This window comes from Microbulbifer sp. VAAF005, assembly GCF_030012985.1.
Classification (GTDB): Bacteria; Pseudomonadota; Gammaproteobacteria; order Pseudomonadales; family Cellvibrionaceae; genus Microbulbifer.
Window position 1 is genome coordinate 5,172,191 of sequence record NZ_CP120233.1, and the last position, 20,878, is coordinate 5,193,068.

The 20,878-nt window shown below is 45.9% G+C and carries 22 protein-coding genes; 15 read left to right on the forward strand and 7 right to left on the reverse strand.

Features of this window, described 5'->3' with window-relative positions; all coding sequences use genetic code 11:
- Window position 1: 1 nt before the first annotated feature.
- The 6 genes from P0078_RS23325 (at window position 2) to P0078_RS24715 (ending at window position 8,013) form a co-directional block, all read left to right on the forward strand.
- On the forward strand, window positions 2-4,210 hold the full coding sequence (locus tag P0078_RS23325) for a hypothetical protein (RefSeq protein ID WP_282932254.1): 4,209 nt from the start codon (window positions 2-4) through the stop codon (window positions 4,208-4,210).
- An 8-nt stretch (window positions 4,211-4,218) separates the two neighbouring features.
- Window positions 4,219-4,605: a hypothetical protein gene (locus tag P0078_RS23330; RefSeq protein ID WP_282932255.1), complete on the forward strand. Its 387-nt coding sequence runs from the start codon at window positions 4,219-4,221 to the stop codon at window positions 4,603-4,605.
- Window positions 4,606-4,842: 237 nt separating this feature from the next.
- Window positions 4,843-5,544: a RipA family octameric membrane protein gene (locus P0078_RS23335; RefSeq protein ID WP_282932256.1), complete on the forward strand. Its 702-nt coding sequence runs from the start codon at window positions 4,843-4,845 to the stop codon at window positions 5,542-5,544.
- Between the two features lie 537 nt (window positions 5,545-6,081).
- On the forward strand, window positions 6,082-6,873 hold the full coding sequence (locus tag P0078_RS23340; protein WP_282932257.1) for a hypothetical protein: 792 nt from the start codon (window positions 6,082-6,084) through the stop codon (window positions 6,871-6,873).
- Window positions 6,874-6,918: 45 nt separating this feature from the next.
- Window positions 6,919-7,545, forward strand: coding sequence for a hypothetical protein (locus P0078_RS23345; RefSeq protein WP_282932258.1), 627 nt, complete (start codon window positions 6,919-6,921; stop codon window positions 7,543-7,545).
- Between the two features lie 93 nt (window positions 7,546-7,638).
- Window positions 7,639-8,013: a DUF805 domain-containing protein gene (locus tag P0078_RS24715; protein ID WP_353057026.1), complete on the forward strand. Its 375-nt coding sequence runs from the start codon at window positions 7,639-7,641 to the stop codon at window positions 8,011-8,013.
- A gap of 109 nt (window positions 8,014-8,122) precedes the next feature.
- Here the strand turns inward: P0078_RS24715 and P0078_RS23350 are convergent, their stop codons facing one another.
- A complete protein-coding gene (locus P0078_RS23350; protein ID WP_282932259.1) occupies window positions 8,123-8,785 on the reverse strand; it encodes a DNA-processing protein DprA in 663 nt (220 codons plus the stop codon).
- The gene (locus P0078_RS23355) at window positions 8,772-9,296 is read right to left on the reverse strand and encodes a ComF family protein (RefSeq protein WP_282932260.1); all 525 of its coding nucleotides are present in this window, start codon (window positions 9,294-9,296) and stop codon (window positions 8,772-8,774) included. Before P0078_RS23355 ends, P0078_RS23350 begins: the two co-directional genes overlap by 14 nt.
- Before the next feature lie 276 nt (window positions 9,297-9,572).
- On the opposite strand from P0078_RS23355, the gene P0078_RS23360 reads away from it, so the two are divergent.
- Complete coding sequence (locus P0078_RS23360) at window positions 9,573-9,770, forward strand: hypothetical protein (RefSeq protein ID WP_282932261.1); 198 nt, start codon at window positions 9,573-9,575, stop codon at window positions 9,768-9,770.
- A 473-nt stretch (window positions 9,771-10,243) separates the two neighbouring features.
- Window positions 10,244-10,705 (forward strand): hypothetical protein, encoded by a 462-nt coding sequence (locus tag P0078_RS23365; RefSeq protein ID WP_282932262.1) that lies wholly within the window; start codon window positions 10,244-10,246, stop codon window positions 10,703-10,705.
- A gap of 97 nt (window positions 10,706-10,802) precedes the next feature.
- Here the strand turns inward: P0078_RS23365 and P0078_RS23370 are convergent, their stop codons facing one another.
- From P0078_RS23370 to P0078_RS23390, 5 genes are all read right to left on the reverse strand, one after another.
- Window positions 10,803-11,666: an AAA family ATPase gene (locus P0078_RS23370; protein ID WP_282934671.1), complete on the reverse strand. Its 864-nt coding sequence runs from the start codon at window positions 11,664-11,666 to the stop codon at window positions 10,803-10,805.
- Window positions 11,667-11,671: 5 nt separating this feature from the next.
- Window positions 11,672-12,493, reverse strand: coding sequence for a sigma 54-interacting transcriptional regulator (locus tag P0078_RS23375; RefSeq protein WP_282932263.1), 822 nt, complete (start codon window positions 12,491-12,493; stop codon window positions 11,672-11,674).
- A gap of 305 nt (window positions 12,494-12,798) precedes the next feature.
- Complete coding sequence (locus P0078_RS23380; protein WP_282932264.1) at window positions 12,799-13,824, reverse strand: tyrosine-type recombinase/integrase; 1,026 nt, start codon at window positions 13,822-13,824, stop codon at window positions 12,799-12,801.
- Window positions 13,824-14,063 carry a hypothetical protein gene (locus P0078_RS23385; RefSeq protein ID WP_282932265.1) on the reverse strand — a complete coding sequence of 80 codons (240 nt, stop codon included), beginning with the start codon at window positions 14,061-14,063 and terminating at the stop codon, window positions 13,824-13,826. Before P0078_RS23385 ends, P0078_RS23380 begins: the two co-directional genes overlap by 1 nt.
- A gap of 77 nt (window positions 14,064-14,140) precedes the next feature.
- Window positions 14,141-14,371: a hypothetical protein gene (locus P0078_RS23390; RefSeq protein WP_282932266.1), complete on the reverse strand. Its 231-nt coding sequence runs from the start codon at window positions 14,369-14,371 to the stop codon at window positions 14,141-14,143.
- A 166-nt stretch (window positions 14,372-14,537) separates the two neighbouring features.
- On the opposite strand from P0078_RS23390, the gene P0078_RS23395 reads away from it, so the two are divergent.
- From P0078_RS23395 to P0078_RS23420, 7 genes are all read left to right on the forward strand, one after another.
- Window positions 14,538-14,669 carry a hypothetical protein gene (locus P0078_RS23395; protein WP_282932267.1) on the forward strand — a complete coding sequence of 44 codons (132 nt, stop codon included), beginning with the start codon at window positions 14,538-14,540 and terminating at the stop codon, window positions 14,667-14,669.
- A gap of 1,207 nt (window positions 14,670-15,876) precedes the next feature.
- Window positions 15,877-16,131, forward strand: a complete 255-nt coding sequence (locus P0078_RS23400) for a hypothetical protein (RefSeq protein ID WP_282932268.1) — start codon at window positions 15,877-15,879, stop codon at window positions 16,129-16,131.
- A 508-nt stretch (window positions 16,132-16,639) separates the two neighbouring features.
- Window positions 16,640-16,894: a DUF5992 family protein gene (locus tag P0078_RS23405; RefSeq protein ID WP_282932269.1), complete on the forward strand. Its 255-nt coding sequence runs from the start codon at window positions 16,640-16,642 to the stop codon at window positions 16,892-16,894.
- Entirely contained in the window at window positions 16,827-16,967 is a 141-nt protein-coding gene (locus tag P0078_RS24720; RefSeq protein ID WP_353057027.1) for a DUF5992 family protein, read from the forward strand. Before P0078_RS23405 ends, P0078_RS24720 begins: the two co-directional genes overlap by 68 nt.
- A 1,012-nt stretch (window positions 16,968-17,979) precedes the next feature.
- Window positions 17,980-18,321: a hypothetical protein gene (locus P0078_RS23410; protein WP_282932270.1), complete on the forward strand. Its 342-nt coding sequence runs from the start codon at window positions 17,980-17,982 to the stop codon at window positions 18,319-18,321.
- A 583-nt stretch (window positions 18,322-18,904) separates the two neighbouring features.
- Window positions 18,905-19,027, forward strand: a complete 123-nt coding sequence (locus P0078_RS23415) for a hypothetical protein (RefSeq protein ID WP_282932271.1) — start codon at window positions 18,905-18,907, stop codon at window positions 19,025-19,027.
- 222 nt (window positions 19,028-19,249) lie between these two features.
- Window positions 19,250-19,585 (forward strand): hypothetical protein, encoded by a 336-nt coding sequence (locus tag P0078_RS23420; protein ID WP_282932272.1) that lies wholly within the window; start codon window positions 19,250-19,252, stop codon window positions 19,583-19,585.
- The last annotated feature ends 1,293 nt before the right edge of the window (window positions 19,586-20,878 follow it).

Consider the following 20,878-nt stretch of genomic DNA (forward strand, 5'->3'; position numbering starts at 1 on the left):
CGTGCGAAGCAACTCTGAAATCTTCGATATACACAACCAGTCCCCGCAACGTGAGCTGCGCTTGGTTATTGAGATTGGCTATGACCTTCCGCTATATATCAGCAGTCATAGTGATATCTCCGGGCTGCCGATTAATGCGATCCTCGGCGCTTTGAAGAAATGCAGCTCGACCAGCCAGAAATTGATTCCCGAACAGGGCCGCGCCGAGATCGGGGCAATGAGTTTTGAGGTGGTCGATATTGCCGGTCAGTTTTCCTACGTGCTGCGCGATGAGCTGGAACAGGGCCGCAGCATAAAAGGGCTCACCGTGCGGTTGTATCGCGGTTTTGCCGGTCTCGACTGGGCGGATTTTCGCCTGGAGCAAACCCAGATTGCCGAGGAATCCATTAGTTATTCCACGGGCTTGTACCGGGTGCGCTGCCGGGATATTCAGCGGGAAATGCGCAGCGATATTTTTGTGCTTAACAGCACGCGCCTGGCTGCGGATTTTTCCAAGACAGCCAATACCCTACAGGTTTTTGACGCGAGCGCCTTTGAAGCCAATCCACACACCGCCGCCTATGGCGATGCCCCCAATCAATCCGTTTATTACCTGAAAATTAAATATCAGGACGGCTACGAGATCGTGCGCGCGACAGGCAAAACCGGCAGCAGCTTTACCGGCTGTACACGCGGGCTTTTTGGGACTTATGCCCGTGACCATGTTTTACCTGAAGACAGCGATGACGAGAGCGGAGTGGAGGTGGAGGAGTTTGTCTACCTGGAAGGACCGGGTCCACAGGTCGCCTACGCACTGCTCACCGGGGACATTTTGGGCACAAACGACGTACTACCCAGTAACTGGCACCTGGGTATTGATCCCAATTATGTAGTGCAGGACCAATTCGAAAATATCGGCGCGGACTGGTACAAGCCCAGCGACCACACCAAAGGCAAGATTCTGCGTTTTGACGGTCTCGAAAAAACCGATGGGAAAAAGTTTATTGAGTCCGAGATTAATTTATTGCTCGGCTCCTATATGCCCGTTAATGCCTCGGGCCAACTGGGCTTCCGTCGTATGGCCGGGGTGCTCGCCGACTCCGGCACAGTGGCAGCGATTGGTCCTGACGATGTCAAAAGCCTCGGCGAACTTAAATATAGCCTGACGGGTCTGCGCAATGTATTTACTGTTCAGTGGAGCTGGTTCGAGCAGCCCGGATTCGACGGTAAATATTTGCGCTCCAATAACCTGATTGATGCAGATTCCATTGCCACCCACGGCGAAGCCAGGCAGCACACGCTGCAGTTTCGCGGGCTGCACAATTCCCGTCACACCTACACCACCATTAAAAACACTTTCGATGCGCTGCGGGATCGATTTGCTGGCCCTCCATTGAGCCTGCGCTTAGGGTTGCTCCCCAGTAAAAATGACCTCGAAGTTGGGGATATTGTGTGGGTCAGCCTGCCGCAAATCCGCGACCATTCCCAGGACGTGGCCAACGGCACCCTAGATCGCGCCATGGAGATCCAGCGCATCAGCATCGATCAGACCACCGAGGCTATCACCGCCGAGTTGTTTGGCAGCTACCAGCCCGCCAGCATGATTGCCGATCAGTCCGAAAGCACCAGTGCCGAATTGCCTGATAGCTGGTACGAGAGCGAAGGCACAGAGATGGCGGCTGCGGGACTCAACATCGATGCGGATGGCTTTTTGACGGCGGACGGCACCCTTATTGGCAGCACCGATAGCCGAGCGATTTATTACCATCTTGGGGATCTCACCATACCCGCAGGCCTGACGCTTTCCGTGCTCAACAATGTAGAGCTGCGGGTACGCGGTGTCCTGCAGATCGAGGGTTCACTGGCCGGTGTCCCCGGAAATACCGGCGTTGGTTTTTTGGGTTCCTGTCGCGGTGGTGACGGCAGCCTTTCCGGCACCTTCAATCAGTCCGGGTATATTTACCGCTCAAGCCGTGGTGATGTCATTGCCGGCCGCAATGAGGTAATGCCACCGCTTAATATCGAAAACTATGCCGGGTACCTCCTGGGAATTCCCGACGATATGCGCGGCAGCGGCGGTGCTGATGGCGGAGATAGTTATTACTACAACAGTGCCGACAACTTGTATGAGCGAGATGGCAGGGGCGGCAGTGGCGGTGCCGGTGGTGCGGGACTTGCCGTAGTAGCCCGAGGAATTGCCTTTGGGGTTTCCGGCAAAATTGATTCCTCCGGAGAGGATGCCAGTGCAGGCTCGGTAGGGATTCGCGGTGTGGCCGGCGGCAGCGGCGGTGGCGGCGCCCCGGGGGGCATTGTTCTTCTAGTGGATGGCACTGACAACCCTATGCCGGTGCTGACCAATAGCAAGGTTGTCACCTGTTACGGTGAGAGTCCCAGCAGCCCCGGCAACGCTGGCCTGGGCAGCACCTGTCTTGGCGCAAATGCAGTGCAGATTCTGTTTGTTCCCAAGTCCCGGGAACCCTACCCAGATCAGGAAGACCCGGCACTCGACCCGGATGTTGAAGCCGCGCAGGAAGCTGCTGCTGCCGCTCAGGCTGACGCCAATGCCGCGCTGGAAGATCTGGGAAATATCTCTGCAGATGGAATCCTGCACCCTACGGAAAAATTACAGGTAATACGGGAATACAGCCAACTGATTGCCCAGCAAGCCGGAATTGAAACTCAGGCAAGCGAATACGGGATTACTGATGAGAAAACGGATTACACGGCAGCCATTGACGCACTCACAAGCTATCTCGATGGGCTCAGCCCAACCTGGAGTGATGCCACCCAAAGCACGCCGATTAGCCGCAGTATCTGGGAGACTAATTGGGAATACGCCTACGAGATGCGCCAGGTATTACTGAATAAGATTTCAGAGCGGGCAGCAGAAGGGGCGCTACTGGCTGGGAAGGGCACCAACTTGCTCCCGGCAAGCCTGTCGGTTTTCTCAGGCTATGCGCTGCCGCCATTTCACGGCGGTACACGCTACAGCCTGTCAATCGCCACCGTCACCAGCCCACCCAATCCACGCTGCTTGCACGCCGATTTTACCGGCTCAACCGGTGAAGGAATGTGGTTCAATTTCCGGCACTACGATGGCCAGCGAGTCTTTAAGGTGGAAGAGGGTAAAACCTATATTATCTCCGCCTGGTCTCGCACATTGTCCCAAACAATTGATGTGCGCTTTGAATTGCGGGACGCAGATGACGGCTCCGTTAATTTTGGTTACTCCTCCTACCAAGCTTACGGCAATTCTTTTGAGACTCGAAAAGCCTGGACCGTCACGGCAACCGGCACTGGCTATTCTTATTTGCGCGTGGCTGCCATTAATTTAGATGCCGGGGAATATCTGCGTTTCGACTGTCTGATGATTGAGGAAGCGATAGGCAATCAAACAGAGCCCAGCGCTTATTCCAGGCCCAGCGGAAATTACACCGACCCCGAAACCGGAATGGTGTTTGACCAGCGCGGTCTGCCGCAAACTGTAGGGTCTATTCCCGCACTTCCAACCAGTAGTGATGTGCTGTCTGCGTCAGACAATGGCTCGTCCGCAAAAATCTCAATTGCTGCGCATTCGGTGCAATACGCTGGTTTCTCAATCAGTTATAACAGCGGCTCTATAACCGGGCTGGCTTTTTCTACCACTTACTACGTTTATGTTGATGACGCTGATTATTCAGGGGGTGGCGTTACCTACTATGTCACCACACAAATCTGGCAGCTCTCCGCTGGGATAGGAAGACGGACGGTAGGCACTATCACCACGCCTGCAGACGGCGGGAGCACGACAACCCCCACTAATCCCTGGTGCGTTGCTGCCGGCACCTGGCTGCGCGACGGTCTACTGGCGGACAACTGCCAGCCCGGCGACCTGATTGAATGCTGGGATGTGGGTGATCCCAATACCCACTTTGCACCGATTCAAGCCGTTAAACCCCAGGACAATGTGCCCTGCGTACAGCTGACGATGGAGAGCGGAGCGCAGGTTATATGCAGTCGGGAAACCCCGGTTACTGACCAGGCCGGGCGCGTCTACATGGCCCAGGATTGCGCTGGCGTTGAGCTGGGCACCATGCATAACCGCAACCCGCTGACCTGGGAAAAGGTCGTTAACGTTCAGTGCGCAGGCCTGCGCACCGTCTACAAAATCTCTGTCGGTGGAATTTCATTTGCCGCTGGCGTAGATCCGGAACACCGGGTAATCACCCACAATATTGATATAAAACCTTAGGAGGCGACATGCCCAGTTTTTCCGCTTTAGATGGTGTACCAAGTTTAGGTTCTTGGCAGTTTGCCTACACCATCGACGATGGCCATAGTGCTGGCACTATTGTGCGAGCAACCATTACTCAAAAAACAGAATCCGCAAACGCGGAAGCCCAGGCTGTGGCCGTGCTCAAGTGTGTTATTGCCGTAATCGATAGCCAGAACAATGTGCAGACCGATGCGGCTGGCGATGCTATGGATACGGTGTACGTCACCACCAAAACATTAACCACGGATGCCGGCCAGGCTGTGAGCGTTGCTGATGAGGCTGCTGACTTAGTGTCTAACTGTATTGTTGAAGTGGCGAACCGCCTCGCGGTGCATAGTTCTATAGCGTCTATGGCGATTCCGAGTGGGTGATGCAGGAAAACTATCCCTAGGGTGTTTTATGTAATGCATAGGATTTTTACATTAGTCTACTATTTAATAAAGTTCTATTAAGAAGAGCTTCTATTCTAGGTATGAAGTATCTATAAATTGCCTGAATAATTTCCACTATTTTTTAAACAGTTTAGATATCTTTCATGGATATTGTTTGGGGTTGATGTCAGGATTGCTGCAATATTAAGTTTTACGATCCAAGTCATAAGGTCTTTTATGCCAGAGATTCAAATCACTAGTGATGAGTACAACAAACACTTTCCGCAGGAGAAGAGAGAGAAGGCGTTGAGGCAAGCTTTGGATATCCGAAAATTTGAGGTGGAGCTGTATTGGAAAAGAGCAACCTATTTCTGGACATTTATTGGTGCTATATTCGCAGGTTATATAGCAATTCAGGTTTCTAAATCGGGCCTTAAACAAGATTTATCTGTAATTTTGTCCTGTCTTGGATTTGTCTTCTCGGTTGCGTGGTTTTGTGTTAATCGTGGAAGTAAACATTGGCAAGAAAACTGGGAAAAGCATGTTGACCTATTGGAGGATGATGTGATGGGCCCGCTTTATAAGGTGGTTTTGACTCGAAGTGAAACCAAAAGTTGGAAGTATCTTTTTCTAACCAGCCCGCACAGAAGCTGGAAGGACTGGTTATATAAAGGGCAGCACCTTATTTCCGGTCCTACAAAATTTTCAGTCTCCAAAATTAATCAAATTATAAGTTTGTATGTTGCTTTGATTTGGCTTGTCTTGATAAAATATGCTCTTCCAGAGTTCAATTTTTCAAGTGATTTTAATCCATTATATGTAACGGTTGTTTCAATTAGTGCAATTGCTAGTTTGCTGTTTATTATTCTTGGGCGCTCATATGGGGGAGGTTATTGGCATAATGGAACAATAAGAACGTCTATGATAATGAAAGAGTGATTTCTTTTGATTTCGAGTGATTTGAAAAATATGATTTTTCGCTCACAATACTTCGGACAGTTTTTCAGTATGAGTGAGCGGCTTTCTGCGAAAGCTAGGAAGCAATGGGGATTCTTTCATATTGCCTAGTGCCGACTTAGGCTTACGATAAAGTAGCTTTCCTGTATCTCAACCCTTATAGATTCAAACTACTATCACTCTAAATCTGTCCGAAGTATTGAGGTGCTATAAAAATGAGAAGATTCAGGGATGATATGGATTTCAATATATGGAGCTGGTGCCTTAGTATCAAGTGTGGGGGCTTGTTTCTTAGGTTTATTTTTGGTTCGTGATAAAGGCTGCTTGGTAACATAAGTAAGGTTGACATTTTGAACCTTAATTCTTATGTACTACGATTAAAGCAGTGAGTTCAATATGATGTTAGTTGATGGTATCTGAGTTAGATTAGAATATTTGAGGCTGGGATACCCCAAATATATGTAGTCTAAGTTATTGTTGTCATATGAAAAGCCGAGCAGAGCAGAGATTTAATCAAATATGTCTAAAAGTACATCAATAGAGCAGTGTGAAGATTTTCTCAAAAGGGAAAAAGAGTACAATCTAAAGAACAAAATTTGGCCGAGTGTGAATGTTGTTATCGATAGACTTCTGGAGCGCAGCCATGAAATGTCAGCAGTCTATGAAGAGTTAGCAAAGAAATATCCACTAGAAGTCACACATAAATTTCTTGATATTTTTCTGACCACGGTTGTATTTTGGAGTCCGAAAGAGGCCAATAAGCATAGAGAGCAGAAAAAACAATTAGGTAGGTTGAATGCAGAAATTGGGGAGCTGGCTAACAAGCTTGCTTCTTTGTTAAGCGAAAGGCGTGAGTTAAGTGATAGCTCGGACTTTAATGTCAGCTCGCATTTCTGTATTGTCAATGTTATCGATAATGCATCCAGACATAATGGTCACTATACTGGTTTTCTTAGAGGGCCATTACGGAGCTTAAAGGGTCAATATGATTTAAAATATTGGCCTAGCTTGTCTGAAGTTGTAAGCGAAATTAGCGTAGATGCTCATAGTGCAGAGGTTGCCCCAAGAAGCTCACAGACGATTGCTGCTATCTCTTCACAAAGGCCCTCAACTGCTGATTTTTTTAGGGCTCTCCTCGCGGCAATTGATGAAAATAGCACAGGTTTTGATCGCCAATTGCCAAAAGGTTTCAAATTAAGTGATTGTGCACTATCGATAATTGCCAACTGTGCGCTTGCTCTAGATCCAGAGGAGTTAACAGTTAGCTCTACTGTGAAAGGTATACGCCAACGCTTGAGGAATTCTAACTAAAGGCGTATGTTGTCGAACAGCTCTTCAAAAGGATAACATACTCCAATGACAATGATTGTCGCATTTCACCTTGGTTCATATGTGTTAGTTGCTGCGGATAAGCGAGAAACATACCAAGTGAATGGTGAGGTAGTTTCCATTATAAGTGATGAGATTCAGAAGTTGGTCCGGTGGCATGGTGGGGTGGCCACCGGGAGTGGTTATGTACCATTGCTGCATGATTTTAAGGAAAGGCTAGGTAACTCTGAAATTAAACACACTGATGAGATTGTTGGTATAGCGAAGGATTGTTCTCACAACCTCCCGTCTGACCAATTGTATTGGAAGAATTCAACAAATTGGCTTTTTACCTATCCTACCGATGGTCCACGAGGGCCAATTGTTAGGTTGGCCTTTATTAAGTCTGAATCTCCAGAAAATATCCGTATTCTTGAAAAGCACAAGTCTTTAATTTGGGCCAAGATGCCTGATTATGATGATCAATTATCAAGGCTGAACTTGTTACTTAGACCAGAGTCAGATTTATCTAATTTGGCTGATAGTATTTCTTACCATTTAGGCCTCCTGGCGCCGTTGTATTCTTATGTCGCAACTGTAAACTCTAGTGTTTCACCGCAATTTGAATGTTTCGTTCACTCTCCCGAGGTTAGTGGTATGGTATCAACTGCATAATGAAGCCTCTATAGAGCCACCTGAGCTACGTTTCGGCTAACCTCATTGTGCGGCATTAAGCTACAGGTTCTATTTTTACAATTAAGTGAAGCTATGAAAATCTTCTTCGATGTGGTAGATAAAACAGGCGACTATGAGGGGCGTTCTACTAGGCGTGAATTTTGGCTTTTCACTATATGGTACTGCTTGCTTTACTTTGCTTTTTTGGTCCTTGAAGAAGTGTTTTCCAATCTCAAGCCATACATATCCTCCTTGTATTTACTCTCATTTGTTGGGACTTATATATGCCTCAATAATCGCAGGTTACACGATAGTGGTAGGTCTGGATGGTGGCAGCTAATTAGCCTAATTCCCTTGGTAGGTTGGGCCTTCTATGTATATTTCATGGTCCAACCCAGCGACGACGACAACAAATACGGATCGAAAATACAGACAGATACACAGAAGCCTGTCGCTCAACAAGCCTGACCATTTGCTGCTGAGGGTGGCGCGCTTATGGTGCGCTTTTCTTGTAGGAGAAATAAAAAAACCTCGGGCCAAAGCGCGAGGTTTTGTATCTCACAGGAAGAGTAAGGCCTTACAGCTCTAAGAGGTCGTAGTCAGCCTTGGTTCTTAGAGCTGTAGCTTTGCCATCATTGATGAGCTTAATTGGACCTTGGCAATTAAGACCTAATGAATTTTCAGGATTGTGAGGAGCAACTGCAAAGAGGCGGTGCCGTGCTTGCAGGCAAAAGTCAGCGTGCTTCATGGTTCCGCTTGATGTGGCAGATTCCACGATAACTGAAGATTGAGAGAGTCCAACCTGGATTCGGTTTCTGGCTACGAAGAAGTGTCTCTGGGGTGATACACCTTCAGGGTGTTCTGACACCCAAAGGCCGCCGGCATCAAGTATTCGCATTGCCAGCTTGTAGTTAGCTCGGGGGTTTGCAGTGTGTAGACCGTGGGCAAGCACGGCGATAGTGCCACCACCAACAGCCAGGGCGCCTTCATGGGCTGCGGCATCGATCCCTAGTGCCAAACCGCTGACAACGACATTCCCTTTTGATACCGCGTAACCGGCAATTCTCCGGGCAATCTCCAGTCCATTCGTAGAGGCATCACGAGAGCCCACGATAGCTATGCCAGGCTTGGAGAGAAGGTCAACATTCCCGCGCGCATACAAGACCGCAGGAGGGCTAGGGGCATCCTCTAATCCCAGTGGGTATCTTTGGTCACCGCGCCGAATCTCAACTATATCCATTATTGACCGTTTTACATAAAGCTAGAACCAAAACTACATCAGCACCGGCCTCTCTGAGCAGCTCCGCAGCCACTTTCAGAGAATTCCCACTGGTAGTTACATCGTCCAATAATACCACTTTATCACCTGGGGTAATGCGGTTAACTGCCGTCAGGGTTTCTCTGTGCATGTTTGGGGACCGCGAGCCGCCTTTATGTAAGGGGTCGATGGACCTGACTCTCTGCAGTAGGTTTCCGCTGTTCTTGATATAGAACGCACCCTGGAGCACTCGAAACATGTGAGTAAAGCCTTTATGGGCTTTTCCCTGGGTGGAGGAGGGGACGGTGGCAACACTAAACACTGCGCCTGCAGGAAATATTGATGCGAGCCTGGCTTTAACATGCTCCGAAAAGAATCGGATAGCCTCCGGGTCTCCCTGCTTAAACTTGATAAGCTGCACGCTTGTGCCAGTATGTTGTGGGTTTTTGCCACCTCGATACGGGTGGTAATCAAATAAATATTCTACCTGCACGATTAAATCCCTTAACAACTTTTGCTTCCGGCTGCAAATATACAGATGAAGTTCACAGTATGAAAACTGGATTATATTTGATTAGTCGTGAGCGATAACCACAGCACTAGCTCTTGCAAGCCCTCAGGATGCCACTAGGCACCGGACATCTACTGTATATCCTGGCTCCCTGAGCACGCCAATGTGGGCGCCACCTTCTTTTTGATATCGATACTGTATATGCATACAGTATTTTGATAGATTGCCCCTGTGTCGACGGAAAGAAGGAGTTGAACCATGACATTCATAGAGGTTGAAGCCGAGATACGCGCTTGCTTGAACACTATTGATATGACCGCAGACACTGCCGACCCGAAGCTTAGGGATATGTTAAAGGTCCAGGTGAACAACCTGGATGCGGCAACCAATGCCCTTGTAGATGAACTGAACACCCTCAACGAGAAACAGGCCCGGCTGAAAGAGTTGCTGAAGTAGCAGACCATGAATAGTGACACCCCTGTACGGCCTGGAGGCGGGTGGTTAAGGTACCTATTTGGTGCCGTCGTACAAGGTGGCAAAAAGCACTGATTGCATGTCCAGCTTGCATAAGGGGTAACTATCGATGTCTAATACCCGCAGTGCGGGGTAATACGCTGGATTTATATACAGTAGTTACCCCTGAAAATGGTGTAAGCGGTTGATTTTGAAGGGGTGAGCCAAACCTTGTGGCTCCTGAGGTCGCGGGTTCGATCCCCGTCGGCCACCCCAGATTCTTCCTTGTTTATCAAGGACTTAAAACCCCGCCGAGTGCGGGGTTTTTTAGTTTTGGGCCTCGGTGTACGAATTCAGTGTACTAATTTCTGCCTCAATCTATGTTGAGGTTTGAATTTGGCCGGTCATGAGTCATGCCCATTTGGCGGTAAAAATTCCCCCCTATTGAAATCACTAAGAAGTAGCTTGGAGCTGTAATGAAGTATCTGCTGTGCGTATTTTTCTTAACCTGTTCTGCCTTCGCCTCTGCGGCTGGGGACTCAAACTTTTCATTAGGTTTGGGTGGGGATCATGGTGGGCTCGGGGCAAAGTACGCAATTAACCGAGATGAAGATAAATACTTTGCCACTTTGGGTTTATTGGGTTACTCAGAACATGCCGGTTGGACCGAAGGTTATGGTATTGGTTGGGAGCGCTTAGTGTCTTCCGATCGCCACTCTGTGGGAACATTTCTGGGGACTGTTGGTTACGATAGTGGAGGTAGAGTCTCGACTCGTTATCACGGGATTTCCTTACTCTATAACTACTATTTTTCAGGGTTTTCTGATTCCTCCTGGGTGATAGGTGGCGATATTTATGGCGGTGTTAGCGAAGATGATGACTTGAACTTTGATGATGAGCTATATGGTATTAAGTTGAAGTTTGCTTATCAGTGGTAGAGCAGGTTTTTTGTTGTAAGGGCAAGCTTGCTTGCCCTTTAGGTTGCTTTAAATCTACCGGGCTTGCAATTAATTTATGTATAAATCATAAACTAATTTAGTTGTGGTTTGTTAGGTTAAGTATTTCCTCGATTTTTTCGAAAACCCCGCTGAAATTGGTGAATACACCAGTAAAGTCGCCCTTTTTGGTTCCTTCTATCAGGTAGTCGCAGAGTTTATTTTTATTTAATTTTTTCTTAGTGGTGAATCCTCCATAGCCATCTGGTGATGAGTTCTCGGTGTAAAATTCGTCCATTTGAATATTTGGAGGCAAGGTAAGAAGGTTCTCGATTCCTTTCGTCATGGTATTGTTAGTATCTATGAGAGGCATTGTCCTAACGTAAATTCTATTTCCGTTAAGCTCATTTTTATTTGTGTCATTATCATAAAGCAGTACAAGTGGTCGGTTTATTGCTTCTGGATTTGACTGCGCAAAAAGGAATGTTTGGTTGAGAGCTGAATCGCCAGTAAATTCTGGGCTTCCATTTTTGTTAACTCTTCCAACCCATTGGATCTCGCTTCCTTGTAGGTTAAAGTCTAAAGCGCTTGCTGCGGCTCTAATATATTTCTCATCAGTTATGCCTTCAACGAGTATAAGTGGGGATCCGCCGGTAAGTTCCTCAGGTAACTCAAAGGCGCCTTGAATAGCTTCTTTAGCAGACCACCCATAAAATGATGGCTCGGGTAGAACTTCAATTTCTCCGTCGGCGTTGTGGTCTAGAACTATTATTTTATCATCCGCTCTATTGTGATTGTGGATTATGAATGGGGAGTGCGTTGCCACAATCAATTGGGAATTATCTTTTTTATTTTTTAAGTCAAGGATCGATTTGTAGAAATCAAGTATTTTTATCTGCCAGCTTGGGTGAAGACTTATTTCAGGCTCGTCTATTATGGATAGAGTTCCATTGTTGGGATCGATATCCTTTAAGAAAAACCCCCACGAAAAACTATCTGTTTTTCACCTGAGCTTAAATTTTCAATGAAGCATTTTTTTCCATTGTCTATGAATACTACCTTCTTTCTATTGTTTATATTTTCAATGCCATCATATCGTTTGGTTGGGAACATTCGAGAAAATGCTGATTGAAATCGGCCTATCCTTTTGCCAACGATATTTTCTGGAACAGGCTTTCCTGCGTTCTCTTTTGCCCATTTGGCAAGGTCGGAGTTGTCCAGGGTTTCTATATCGATTAATAGTTGTGTGATTTCTGTTGCGGTCTCAGCGCTAGTAGTTTGGCTTGTTAAAGTTTCGTCTATATTTTTGGAGGTTACGTTCGTGATATTTTTGGGGTTGAAGTTGATCTCAACATTTGAGTAGAGTAAGCGAGTTAAAGTCCTAAACTCAGATCCTAAGATATAAGCTTTTGGAATTTTTATTTCTTTTCCATTTACTGATCCCGTAACTGTTACATTAGATGGCCAGTCTTTATTATCTTGAGGAGCTATAGCGATTTCAATATCGGGGGAAAGTTGCCCTTCTTCGAGAAGAGGGTCCGTCACATTCTCTTCGATAAAAGCTAATTGCTGAGTTGTGAGCGATACTCCATAAGAAGTGCCTTCAGTTTTGTCAAATGATTCCCTGCGTAGTTTTGAAAGGTTATATATTGCGTTGAGGATTGTAGTTTTTCCCGTTCCATTTTCCCCAGCTATGAATATGGTTGATGCTGAAGTTCCATTCGACCTGAAGTCTAGCTCTAAATTGCCAAGTATCTTGTTATTTTTAAATTTTAAGTAATTTAATCTCATCTATTCAAGCCCTACTATCCTTGGTTAATAAATAAATTTTATTTAGAAAGTTAATCGATGTAGATGTTCGAGAGAAAGTGTATTGAATTAAATGTTCATATTTGCAGTATTTAACGGTTAGTTTGGTGGATGTCTAACAGTTGTTTTCGAGTATTTGATGAGTTGGGTTGATTAGAATTTATCCCTTGCTCCTTGGCGGTTTAGCGTAAATTTTTCTAATTTGTCGTTATAATACAATTTATCCGTTTTATAGGCATCTATTTTTAATAAGTTGAGCAAGAGGTGGAATTGTTGTTTTTTGGGGGTTAGTTATCTCTTGCCGAGTCTAAGCTGGTAACTCGATCTGCCGTACGATTATACCTCTCCGCCATAGATCTTGTTTTGTGCCCAGTAAATTTTTGAACATCCCCATCAAAGTCACTAGCCGCTTTGATCTTCAAATCGTGAAAGCGAAAGCGTTGTTTGATTGCCCCAGCAGCTAGCGCTGCTCGTTGTTCCCTTTGCCAAATAGCATTGAACCCGGTGCGGGTGTAGGCGCGGCCTACGCGGCTGCGGATGATATGGGTGGTTTGGATTTGTGCTTCGGTGTTAGTGGCTACTGCGCGATCAACGGCTTCTTTGAGGGCTGAGCTCCATAGCTTTAGTTGGGCTTTGCCTGTTTTGGCTTGCACAATAAGTAGGCCATCTTCTTGGATGTCTGCACGGGTGAGGGCGAGTACATCCTGTTGTCTGGCAGCACACAAATAGCTGATTTCCATAGCACACTGGTGCATCACATGGCCGCGATCACCCAGCCATTGCCAAAAGGTTTGGTATTCCCAGTCTTCTACGTAGCGCCCGCCGGGCTTTACTTTAATTGTTTTTACTACTGCTGTGGGGTCTTCAATCTTAACGAAGCCCCTGGCTTTGCCCCATTTCATCACAATGCCTAGAAAGGTTCGCTCTCTATTGGCTGAGGTGGGGTACTCAGCGCCGCGCGCATCCATAAACATTTGCACTAGCGGGGAGGTGATATTGTCTGGTTCCATCTCCCCAAATACCGCGAGAACACGCTGGCTGTAGCGATGGTAGTCTTTTTGAGTCTGCGGTTTTATATGTTTGGTGTACTGGGGGGAGGCGAAGTAGAGCTCTACTAAATCCGCGAAGGTAAAGGTCTTTTGCACTAGACCGGCTAGGTATTTCTCATAGGCAACCCAGACTTCAGCCTGGGAGGCGTCGTGGCCGGCAATATGCTTGGTTGGCTCACCATGCTTGCGAAACCGGTAACCGTTTTTATACCTGGCCACATGTGGTGGCATCCATGCATTTTCGGGGTTGCGCCTTCTGCCCATTAGCTTGCTGCTCCAAGGTTAAAGCCTGGGGGTAGGTTAACACCGGCTAAGTCAGGTTTTGAGGTTCCTCGGGCCAGAATGGCTTGATTAACCATTTCCCAGGTGAGTGCAGGGGATCGGTCCTTTTTCAGCACATAGGGGATTCGATTGGCATCGAGAATGCGCTTTTGCTCCTCGGCATTTTCGGCGCCAGCGCCTGTTAGTCGGGCTATCTCATGCTTGGTTAGCAAGTTACCCATCGCACATCCCTCGCGTAGTTGTCTTCTACCTAAAAAGCCCGCACTTGGCGGGCTGAGAAAACTGTTTTTAATTGAGATCAAGCGTATTGCGGTTCTGCCTTGGGTTTTGATTCTGGGTGAGGGCAGTCTTTGGGTTTCTCTTCAATAATTTTCTTATCGACTGTGCGATAAATTTTTGCCTTGTCGGTTTTTTTATCGAATATCTGCGCCCAGTGGGTAAACAGGTCATTCTGAGCGATGCGCTGTATTTCTTCGAAGGCCTCCTCTTCAGTGGCGTAGGAGCGCTTGAAATTTTTAATACCGCCCATCGATAGGTTGTAGGTACCAGTAAGTATTGTGCGTCCTCGGTGAAAAGAGCACGAGGAACGGTTACGCCATAATGGAGGTCGCCTGCATCTTGATGCGGGCTTATGGCCAGGGCTTGTTCGAATGAGGGTGGCCGCCACAGCGTTCACCCGTGATTTTGGTGGCTAAATGACAGTCCTTGGCAATATTGCCAAGAATCCCATGCACAAGGGTTATGAGGAGGCAGAGGGCCGCGACCTCAGTGACATTAAATTGATAACGCGCACGGACCTGGGCAGCGTCCCTCATTGCGTAAAGTAGTGAGAGTCTTGAGGAGCGCGCCGATACTCCCGTACTAGCAACTAGCGGTGAACTCTACTCCATAACCCGCGAACCCATCGCTATCGACAATCTCATCATATTCTCCAGTATCCCACAAGAGATGGACCGGACTGTCGTATGTGTGATGGGATTTCTGTATACAGCATCCCGGTTAAAAATTCGAATATGGTAGATAGTACGTCCCGTGTTCCACGCTAGTCACAGCAGTCTCGCCAGCATAGCGGACATCAATGCCAACAGTATTGATGTCGACCGGGTATTAATGGATAAGCAAGGGGTGGCGACGCAGTACTCAACATTTGGTCCAATTTCCTGATTTTTGATATAGCCGATGAGAGCAGTGTAAAGGTTGCCTTGGAACCTGAAGTCGAAATTAAAAACAATACTACCCGGAATAGCGCGCAATATCGCTGAAGCATGATGTACACCTCAGAAGTCATAACGGTTGGTACCTTAGTGCTGGTCTAATAATGCATGATGTTATCAAGGTACTCTATTTGGACAGTTAGTAAGTTCAGATCTTGGAGGGAAAAATGGCTGAAGCGTTGAAGGGCTGGAGTTCAATTTGCGCCTGGATACTGTCGCGAAAGCCTGGGATACTAAAGGAATGGTAAAAACGCCAAAAGAACAATAAACTATGCTCTCGTCATGTTTCTTGAAGTTAATATTACTCAGAGTGGACTATGAGAAAGTTATCAATTTTCCTTCTATTTTTCTTAGCCTCTAATTTGGTGTTCGCTGGGTCCTGTGGTGCAAACTCTTGCTCGGCAAATGTCACGACTCTTTATCCGCATGGTAGTACAGAGAATATTAATATTGAGCTTGATGCTGATATGTCATCGCTGAATTGCACTCTAAATGAAGGTAGATTTATTACTTTGACAAAAGATAATGGTCTACACTCAGAGATCTATTCAATGATCTTATCAGCCGCTATCGCTCAAAAGTCCTTAAAATTTAGAGTTGAAGAAAACTCCTCTAACTGTGAGTTAATTTATACGCAGCTTATTTACTAATTAGTAGTGTAATTTGTTGCAGAAGGTCGCATAAAGCGGCCTTTTTTATTTCTATATTAATTTCAGCGGGGGTCATAGAATGGTTATTAATTCTGTGCAAGAAGGGCGAGTGCTGGATTACATCAATAACACTCGTGTGAATCACTTCTGGTCAAGTGCCGGCATGGTGGGTGCTGATTGATATTGCCGTGGGTGAGTTCAGTGTGATTGGTATTGATAGCGTATTCACAGTGTCTAAGGTATCTGCCACAGGACTAGATACGGGGGGACCTTTACTTGGGTGGCTTGTTCCAGTTCATTTGGCAAAAATGCAGGCACTTTCAGCTATTAGTAATATTGCCGGCGCTGTGACCTTTGTTGCTGAGAATACAGGTTCCAGTGTAAATAGCTTTGCAGTCATTTACTGGCATACCCGGCTCCATTAAATGCGAAGTGAACTATAGATCTGGACCAGATAGCCGTAGGGTGTGCATTTTGCAAATGGGCAGAGCTGCTACCTATGATGATGGTAGCGGCGGAGAGCCAATAGATTGCCGGGTGATCTTTGGGTAGGAGATTGAAAGTTTTGATGATGAGGAATGCCTGCAGGTGAGTTTACAGTTATGGGGGAGTGATTATGCTTGGTGGTGAGCGGCATGCGGTACGCAAGCATTCGCCGGATGAAGGGGTTGTTTGGCGGGCGTAAGCGGATGGATAGTCAATACGTGACAGTACGTCGGTTTTTAGCTATTTGAGAAAGTTTAATGGGGCGAAAAAAGGTACAGAAGTCTTATAAATCCAGAAGTCAGTCACCGCTTTCTCTATTTATGCATAAAAACCAGTAAGTTCTAGATAAACTAGAAAATAGTTCCCAAGGAGATGAGTACAGGCGATAATGTAGAATAGTAATTAAGCATAGTTTGAATGTACTTCAACTTGTAGATGGGGAAACAAATGAAAAAGTACTTGGTGGCAGTTTTGTTCTTTTTTTCTATGAATACATTTGCTGGTGAAGGATATCTTGCCTTGGGGGCTACAGTAACAAAGGTATCGGCAACTTCACAAAATAAAGACGCCTTTTGGGTATGGTATTCGTCAAATACAGATAATTGTTCGGGCAAAGTAAAATTCCAACTAGATAATGCCGGAACTGAGGGGGGTGTTTCAGCGAACTTTCACGCTAGCAACGACTGCTTTAGTTTCGGGTAAAAAAGTCGATGTTTATAGCTATACAGATGACACTGATTGTGTATCGGCAGTTTCAATAGATCTAAACCAATAGTGCCCTCGTGTAACTCACTGTTGAAGTCGGACAGATCTATGTGTTTGAGAGCATGACGCGGTTAGTGGTTTCTGATTAACAGGGAGGCGTTTAAATCCAAAACTTCTATTTTGATTTAAATGGTTCCTTTGTAATAAGGCTCTGCTGCACTATTAATACTTGACCCCACACAAGCGGGCTTTTTTATATCCGAGATTCTGGAAGTACCGCCCAATGAACCAGTGCATAACATTTGTCGATTCTGCTCTAAACAAGTTGAAACCCTATCCGGCTATGATTTCTCTTAGCCGGCAACACTGAATTCATGGGGCGGGAAAACTGCCGGTAATCCTTGTGGACGTTGCTATGAAACAAGCAAAAAAAGCATTCTCTAGCACTATCCACTGGCTGGATCTTTCTGTCGCGCAGGTAGTATATAGTCCTAGAATAGGGTATCTATGAACTACTAGATCAGACTATCTGGGTAAAGCGTACGAATTGAGTGCTCAAGAGTTTATGCCATTCTATAGCATATGAGATTTCAGAAGTATTAGGGCTAGAAATCATGTGAGTAGTGTTGGGAGCTAGTGCAGCAGAGTGAAGAGTTTGGTTGTTATTGCGTACCGGTATGAATAGCTCCAACTGCGCTTCAGCGCAGAGGCTCAAATGGCGTCAAGCGGTATTAGAATAGATTGCCTGGCGCGTGGAATAACTCGTGGGGCTACTTCCTTAAGGTAGTTTAAGTTATAGGGCGGCCATGGGCGTGAATAAAATACCGCAAGGAAATGTGCTTCCCCATTTTCACTCCCTTTGGGGTGTTAAGTGGATATTGCCTTTTCCAAGTTTTTATAAAATAATTTAGAGTAGTGAAAACACTGAGATATAAATAGGCTACTTTAAATCCAATTCTGCACATTCGTTTCAGGTGTGGGCTCTAGAAGCTCGAAGAAGATTTTTTAGTATCCTTTTTTTACGCAAGGATTATAATAATAGGATACTCTTGCTTTATAACATTAAATAGGAGAATTCATAAGTGAAAAAATTAGTATGCCTAGCATTGGTTAGTATATTTGTTTCTTCTGCAAATTGTTTGGCTGGTGCCGCAGAGGCAAAAATTGAAGAAGTTGCAGTATATGATAGTTACTCTCCGGACTTCGATATAAGAGTGAAGGCTACATGGACTGGAAGTGGGTCAAAAGATGCGGGGGTGACAGAATGGTTGCGTGTTAAACATTCTATCTTTGGGCACAACGGAGTAAATCGGATTCATTCACTAGTAACATCGGCTCTTGTTAGCGGAAAAACAGTATGGATTGGTTTTGATGACTCCACACTTAATGTAACAAATGTAAATTTGAAGGCGACCTCAAATTAGTGGGTTGACCAGGTGAAAATCCATTGAATCCAAGTCTTTTGAAGCTGTACTCTAAATCATGCACAGCATCAGGAGAGTCAAGGCGGCTAACAATGCTATCAAGCGTAGCATTAGATCAAAGAATCTAAAATTTTATATATATGGCTCTTTGAGTTTTTGGGGAGCTACTGTAATAAACGGTTAGTACAAAAGATATATTATAACGATGGATACCAAAACCCGCACAAGCGGGTTTTCTTATGTCCGAAATTCCTGGAACGACCGCCAGTGACCCAGCGCATAATAATCCATCGTGCCGATCTGAATAATTTGAAAAGCTATTTTGTTACAACCTCCCCCTCAGCGAGTAGTACTGAATACATTAAACGAGAAATTTGCCGGCAATCCTTGTGAACTTTGCCATGGGGCAAATCGAGCAGGGACTCTCGGACACTACCCTCTGACCGGATCTTGTTGTAGCAGTAGTGATTCATAGTGGGTGGGATATCTATGAGCTGCTGGACTGAGCTATTTTGGTAAAATGTACCAAATGAGGGCTGAGGAACTCAGAGCTATCCTATAGCGTATGGAGCTGCAGAAGCATATGGAGTATAAGCTGCACAAAAAGCGCTGGGAGCTAAAGCCGAAGAGTGAAGAGTTTGTCTGTTACTGCGGTACCGGCGACCACTCCGGAAAAGCTTCCCGTGTGGAAGCTAAAATGGCGTAAAGTGGTATTGGAATGAGTTACGCGGGGCTCCCTCGTCAAAGTTGTTTCGGGTCACGGTAGCCTTGAGTTAGAATACAATGCTGAAATGAATTGGCGCTCGCCCACTTTCGCTCCCCTCCCTTCGAGTGTTCAGTAGCAGCTGCTCCTTCAAAGGCTTCCCTAGCTAGTATAAAATTGCGAAATGATGAGTTTATTTTTTACCGTAAATTAAAAGAGAGTAAAATGAAAAAAATTGTATTGATCTTTTTTGCAGTGATTTTCCCAGCAATTTCTTTCGCGGAAACGGCAACTGTAACAGGGGAGATAGACAAAGTTAAATTTTTCAACGTCGGAACCGAAGGAGGTGTCTTTATATATATGGATAACCTGCCTAATGCGTGTAATCTTAGTGGTGGGCATCAGAGGGTTGCCATTACTAGCGATAACCCTTCACATAACGCAGTGTTGTCTGCTGTACTAGCAGCAAAAATGTCAATGAGTGAGGTTTCATTGACATACACGTTATCTTGTGATGCCAATTCTTTATCCTGGGACTTTAGTAATTTTCAAATAAACTGACAAACAATTATTTTATGACAATTTTTTCTAACCCGCACTAGCGGGTTTTTTTATGCCCAAAACCCCCAAGCATATCCTAATGATCCAAAGTAAATGAATCCGTGATGCCGCTTTAAACAGCCTGAAACCTTATCCGGCTATAACTTCCCTCCAGCGGGTAGAATTAATACACCTAGTGGGAAAAGCTGTCGGCAACCCTTATTTGTTTGACGGGTGAACAAACAGAACTCGAGCTTTCAGGTACTATCTACCGATTAGACCTTGCTATTGCGGTGTACTGCCGGGAGACATCTATGCACTGTCGGATCAGGATGTTGAGATCGTTCTATAAGATCGAGATCCCGGCGGTGCCTGTGAGGCTTTCGCACTATTCCAAGCCGATTTCTCCCTAGGTCAAGGTTGGCTTTTGGGTGAAGTGCGCCTGATCTCCAAGACCCAACAGTCCACTGAATGACACACTCCTGCACTAGCATTTAATTTCTACTAAATTGACTAGTGAATTGCAATAGGCTCAGAGATACCAATATCTGTTTTATTGATCTGCCAGGTGACTCTATACAAAAAATTAACCGGGATAAATTCTTTTAATCCTATAGGAAATCTAGTGGTTCAGATCGATGATACTGCTCTGGTGGGGCTCGATAAAAGGTTCAATTGGGGCCGCGTACACCGGGGCTGTCATCGGTAGGTCTCAAATAGGTTCGTAAAATGCGGTACATAAGTGTCTGCATGAGCTTTCGTAGGATGACACGGTAGACAACGTTAAGTGGGTATTGGGATGGAGCGATGGCACTACGTCACTAACGGCATCCGATAGTGACTTTTCTCTACCGGGTACCCGCGCTTGATCCACTTTTGAAGGCTAAGTGGCTGACTCCCTTCGATTTCCAGCAGAACACCTTGGTCATCAATGAAATGTGTATCCTGGGCAATGGTAAGCAGCCTAGAACCCGAAGGGCTCTAGCTGAGAATTGATCCCGTACTGAATTTTATCACGCATTTCAGGAAAAATCTGAAAGGGCCTTCACCTAGGATAACACTTCGGAGCCTTGACTTCCTGTAGCAGGGGTGAGCCGACCTAAATACCACATAGGAGAGTAAGTGCTAGATTCGATAAAGCTCACCGAGATTAGCCGTTACAAGGAGTTGAATATGCCTATGAGAGTGAAGATAGAGTAGCTGAAGTTGGTTTTGAGATTTGAGGTACCACAACTCTCCGTTGTGCATTGTTCATCTTCTCCCGATTCTATGAATTCCGTAAGCGCGAGCCTAGAGTTTTGAGCTTAAATATCG

What these genes read in the sequence shown, in the direction of transcription:
- P0078_RS23385 (WP_282932265.1), bottom strand. Translation starts at nt 14,063, where the DNA reads ATGGGTAACTTGCTAACCAAGCATGAGATAGCCCGACTAACAGGCGCT.
- P0078_RS23380 (WP_282932264.1), bottom strand. Translation starts at nt 13,824, where the DNA reads ATGGGCAGAAGGCGCAACCCCGAAAATGCATGGATGCCACCACATGTG.
- P0078_RS23360 (WP_282932261.1), top strand. Translation starts at nt 9,573, where the DNA reads ATGACATTCATAGAGGTTGAAGCCGAGATACGCGCTTGCTTGAACACT.
- P0078_RS23375 (WP_282932263.1), bottom strand. Translation starts at nt 12,493, where the DNA reads ATGAGATTAAATTACTTAAAATTTAAAAATAACAAGATACTTGGCAAT.
- P0078_RS23335 (WP_282932256.1), top strand. Translation starts at nt 4,843, where the DNA reads ATGCCAGAGATTCAAATCACTAGTGATGAGTACAACAAACACTTTCCG.
- P0078_RS23390 (WP_282932266.1), bottom strand. Translation starts at nt 14,371, where the DNA reads ATGGGCGGTATTAAAAATTTCAAGCGCTCCTACGCCACTGAAGAGGAG.
- P0078_RS23330 (WP_282932255.1), top strand. Translation starts at nt 4,219, where the DNA reads ATGCCCAGTTTTTCCGCTTTAGATGGTGTACCAAGTTTAGGTTCTTGG.
- P0078_RS23350 (WP_282932259.1), bottom strand. Translation starts at nt 8,785, where the DNA reads ATGGATATAGTTGAGATTCGGCGCGGTGACCAAAGATACCCACTGGGA.
- P0078_RS24720 (WP_353057027.1), top strand. Translation starts at nt 16,827, where the DNA reads ATGCCGGAACTGAGGGGGGTGTTTCAGCGAACTTTCACGCTAGCAACG.
- P0078_RS23345 (WP_282932258.1), top strand. Translation starts at nt 6,919, where the DNA reads ATGACAATGATTGTCGCATTTCACCTTGGTTCATATGTGTTAGTTGCT.
- P0078_RS23365 (WP_282932262.1), top strand. Translation starts at nt 10,244, where the DNA reads ATGAAGTATCTGCTGTGCGTATTTTTCTTAACCTGTTCTGCCTTCGCC.
- P0078_RS23415 (WP_282932271.1), top strand. Translation starts at nt 18,905, where the DNA reads ATGGAGTATAAGCTGCACAAAAAGCGCTGGGAGCTAAAGCCGAAGAGT.
- P0078_RS23405 (WP_282932269.1), top strand. Translation starts at nt 16,640, where the DNA reads ATGAAAAAGTACTTGGTGGCAGTTTTGTTCTTTTTTTCTATGAATACA.
- P0078_RS23395 (WP_282932267.1), top strand. Translation starts at nt 14,538, where the DNA reads ATGACAGTCCTTGGCAATATTGCCAAGAATCCCATGCACAAGGGTTAT.
- P0078_RS24715 (WP_353057026.1), top strand. Translation starts at nt 7,639, where the DNA reads ATGAAAATCTTCTTCGATGTGGTAGATAAAACAGGCGACTATGAGGGG.
- P0078_RS23420 (WP_282932272.1), top strand. Translation starts at nt 19,250, where the DNA reads ATGAAAAAAATTGTATTGATCTTTTTTGCAGTGATTTTCCCAGCAATT.
- P0078_RS23340 (WP_282932257.1), top strand. Translation starts at nt 6,082, where the DNA reads ATGTCTAAAAGTACATCAATAGAGCAGTGTGAAGATTTTCTCAAAAGG.